At 24.7% G+C, this 4,077-nt stretch carries 3 protein-coding genes; 2 read left to right on the forward strand and 1 reads right to left on the reverse strand.

Annotated features, from left to right (window positions below):
* Positions 1-144: 144 nt before the first annotated feature.
* The gene (locus PF569_03660; GenBank protein MDA3855329.1) at positions 145-1,377 is read right to left on the reverse strand and encodes an oligosaccharide flippase family protein; all 1,233 of its coding nucleotides are present in this window, start codon (positions 1,375-1,377) and stop codon (positions 145-147) included.
* Positions 1,378-1,552: 175 nt separating this feature from the next.
* On the opposite strand from PF569_03660, the gene PF569_03665 reads away from it, so the two are divergent.
* Entirely contained in the window at positions 1,553-3,649 is a 2,097-nt protein-coding gene (locus PF569_03665) for a hypothetical protein (GenBank protein MDA3855330.1), read from the forward strand.
* A 99-nt stretch (positions 3,650-3,748) separates the two neighbouring features.
* Positions 3,749-4,077, forward strand: a 329-nt coding sequence (locus tag PF569_03670; GenBank protein MDA3855331.1) for a glycosyltransferase family 2 protein, incomplete at its 3' end; no start/stop codon positions are given.

Here is a 4,077-nt window from a genome sequence, read left to right on the forward strand (position 1 = left end):
ATCTTATTTAATTCTTGACGAAAAGAATTCTCGTGAGGAATTATTTGTTTTTGTACAAGTTTACGAATCATAATAATTAAAGAAATTTGAACTTTATAAATCTACTTCGGATAAAGCCCTTTATTATAATATCTATAATAAATTTTATGCCTTTTTGAAATAATAGATATATGTTCCAAGTGATAAAAATCTATAGATTATTCTTGCGATTATACTTCCAAGAAGTCCCATTGTAATTGTCAATATTAGTGACAAGAATACAACCATTACAGATGTATATGTATTTATTTTATTTAGTGTTTTTGTTTTTTTCTTTTGAACTAGTATTCTATTTAATAGAATTATTGGCATTGTTATAAAGCTTATTTGATACATTAAACTATAAATATAGTACTCAGAATATTTAGGATATAAATATTTAAATATTAGCGGACCGAACACTATATATAATACTATTAAAATTATGGCAGGTATCATTAGTTGGAAAAAATGTAATATTATCTTGTTGTTTTCTATCTTTTTTAAGTTGGCAAGTTTAGGTAATATTAGTGGACTGAATGATTTATATAAGCTCTTAGTCTGTTGAGGTACTAGCGTGACAATAGTAAATATTGCTAATTCCTCAAATCCTAGAAAAAAAGCAATAATTAAATTATCAGCATAGCTCGAAAGCATTATTATTGCAGATGAAAAGCTGGTTTTAATTCCAAATTCAACATTAGAGTTATCAATATTATCATTTTCTAGATATTTCCTAACTAGAATCAAACTAAAGTATCCCTGGATCATAATTTGTGTTAAGACTGTGCCTAGCACTAACCAAAACAAGTTCAATTTTAAGAATATTATTATTGCTATTATCGATGTTGAGATGATATTAAATATTGTTGTAAGAATTATATTTAAATCAAATCTTTTTTTCCCATTAAAAAAGCTAATATATTGGCCGGATAAACTGTATATTGGTAGTATTAACGCTAATATTAAAAATATAAAACTTTCTTGAGTTCTACTTGCAAATTTCATATAAATAGATGTTATGATTAAAAATATACTTCCTAGTAAGCTCCATATTGAAATTCTTTTTAATGCTTCAAAATATGTTCCATCATATTTCCTTGCTATAGCTTCTATTATTGTAGGTCCCATCCCTTGTAATGAAAAAATCAGACTAATACTTAACATTGAGATTATAAATACATATTGTCCATATACTTCTTTAGATAGAAGATTTGCAAAAAGATAACTTATAATCACACCTTTAAGCATATTTGAAAGTTGACCTAATGTTAGCCAGAATCCACCTTTTAAAAAATAATTCAAATCTAGATTAAATCTTGAGGACAATTTAGTTATTATTTGGTTAATTTTTATCATTCTCGTATTTCTAGGTCCTATTTCCCATTATTATTTAAATTAATGCTGAAAATAGTGTTTCATAATAATTTTAGATTAGGTTTATTTAAATATTTTTCCTGTAATTAGTTAATATTATTCATTATATCCTTTATATCATCATAACTTATATAAATAACCCCTATCTAATTTTTATATGTTACTATCTATACTAGCATTTCTCTACATTACAATAGGTTTAAGTTTCATAATAGACCTATTTGTTGAATACAAAGCAAATCTTTATGAACAACTTGCAATGAGAATCGGAGCAGGAATTATGTTTTTTACAATTCTTGGTATAATTATGAATTTATTATTTATTCCTCTTAATATCTTAATCTATATATTGTTCGCAACAATATTAATAGCAATTCAAGCATATAAGAATAAATTTAATTTCAAATCAAAGAAAATTTCTGCATTGTTCAAAGTTAAATCAAAAAAGGAGATATTTTATTTGGTTTCTATTCTTATAATGTTTATTGTTCTATCTTTTACATATATAGGAGGCTCATTCAAATACTCTTATATGGAAGATTATGATCCTTGGGGTTATACTCTAGTGTCAAAAGTAATTGCTGAAGAACAGACCTTTAGTGCTCCATACAAATATGATCATTACTCTGAACCTTATCCTCAAGGTTATCAAGTTTTTATGGGGGTTATACACCAAAGTAATGATTCAATATATTGGACAATGAAATTTTTTCATAATTTAGTACTAGGGTTGGGAATGTTATTTTTCTTTTTCTTTGTAAAAGAACTATTCAAATTACAAAAAAACGGATTAGATATTGCTTTTTTCTCAAGTATAGCATTTTTTGCAGTACCTTCTTGGGTTAGTCATTTCATATTTTCTCTTTCATTTAATATGACACTAACATTAGTATTCTTATACTTTTTACTAAAAATCAATGAGAATAAAAACTGGAGATATGTTGTAGGAATACTCTTAGGTTCCTTACTAGTTAATCATTTTTTCACAGGATTCATTATGATTGGAATTCTTTTAGGATATTATTTTTTAAAAGTTTTAGCAACTAAAGAGTTCAATAGGGAAATATTAGATAGTTTGCTTCTAGGTTTAGGGTTAAGTTTATTGTTCTACATTCCAACATTATTTAGACATTCATTTTATATCTCTAATTATGTTCGTGCAAGTATGGGAGGATTAGAAAGCTTCTTACCTCCAATTGTAAATAATCTACCTATATTATTTATATTATTAATTGGTTTCATTTTATCTATCATTTTAATTTATACAAATAAATATTGGTTTAAATATATTAAAAATATATTAAACATTAAATACATTAGATTTACAATTTTAATGGGGAGTATGGTTTTTTTCTTTTTATTAAATCTTCTCCCATTTAAACTTTTAGAAGTAGAAGGTTCATCTTCAAGAATTTACACATTTTCAGATTATTTCTTTGCAACATCACAAAATATGATTAATAATCCTATTGGTTGGGGAATATTCTTTTCAATATTTTTCTTAATTGGAGTATATTTCTTAATTAGAAATTCTAATAAATTCTTAATGAAAAAGAATTTTGGTTTATTATTTGTAGGCTATTTTACATTTTTTATTTTAATTTTAACACAAGGAGTAAGACTATCGATTACTTTTATGCCATTTAGGATGTGGACTTATCTTGCGATATTTGCCTCAATAATTGTAGGATTTAGTATTGCTCTAATTTATAGTGGATTGAATAAAAATTCAAAAGCTTTAGGTGCAATTTTTGGTATAATTGTAATAATTTTAATTTTATCAACATCTTTTGTGGCAAAATATGGAGCTAACAATTCTATGTGGCCCGATCATAGGATAATGGTTCCTCAATCTCTTGGTTTGTATGGAGACTTAAGAGATGACAATTTAATCCCTAAAGGTTCAAAAATAGTTAATTTATGTTCAGATTCAGATTATTTAATAGCTTACGATTTTTCAACTGAAATAATTAATGAAGAATTTAATAGAGATTTTAAATATCGTTCAGAAGATTTGGAAAATGAGTATGAAGTTTATCATGAATTCTTAAAAGGTGCAAATAATAATGAAATTTATTCTTTCTTGAAAAAATATAATTTCGAGTATTTTGTAGTTGGAGCATCTTGTAGAATTAAAACTGAAGAAGATGTAAAAAATTTAAATGATAACTTAGTTCAAATCACTTCAGATGAACAAAATAGATTCACAATGTTATACAAAACTGAAACGGAATTCTTGTTTAAAGTAAATTGAAATAAATTTTATTTTATATAAAATTTCTAGCAAATTAATTTTGGTGAAAATAAATTTAATTAAAAATCTTTATAAACCCTTTATTTTTTCAATACTTAGATGACAACAAAAAAAGAAATTTCTTTTATAATCCCGTGTTATAATGAGAATCCAAAAGTTCTAGAAGAAACTATTAAAGACTTAATAAAATCTCTAAAAAAAGTAGATAAATTAACTTATGAAATTATTGTAATAAATGATGGCTCTACTAAATATAAATACAATAAAATAAGTTTAGAAAATGTTAAATTTGTAGAACATAAATTCAACAAAGGTTATGGTGCTTCACTTAAGACTGGAATCTTAAACTCTAAATTTGAGTATATAGCAATTTCTGATGCAGATGGTACTTATCCAGTTGCAAAATATCATGATTTGATTAAAGAATT

Source organism: Candidatus Woesearchaeota archaeon (genome assembly GCA_027858315.1).
Taxonomy (GTDB): domain Archaea; phylum Nanobdellota; class Nanobdellia; order Woesearchaeales; family UBA583; genus UBA583.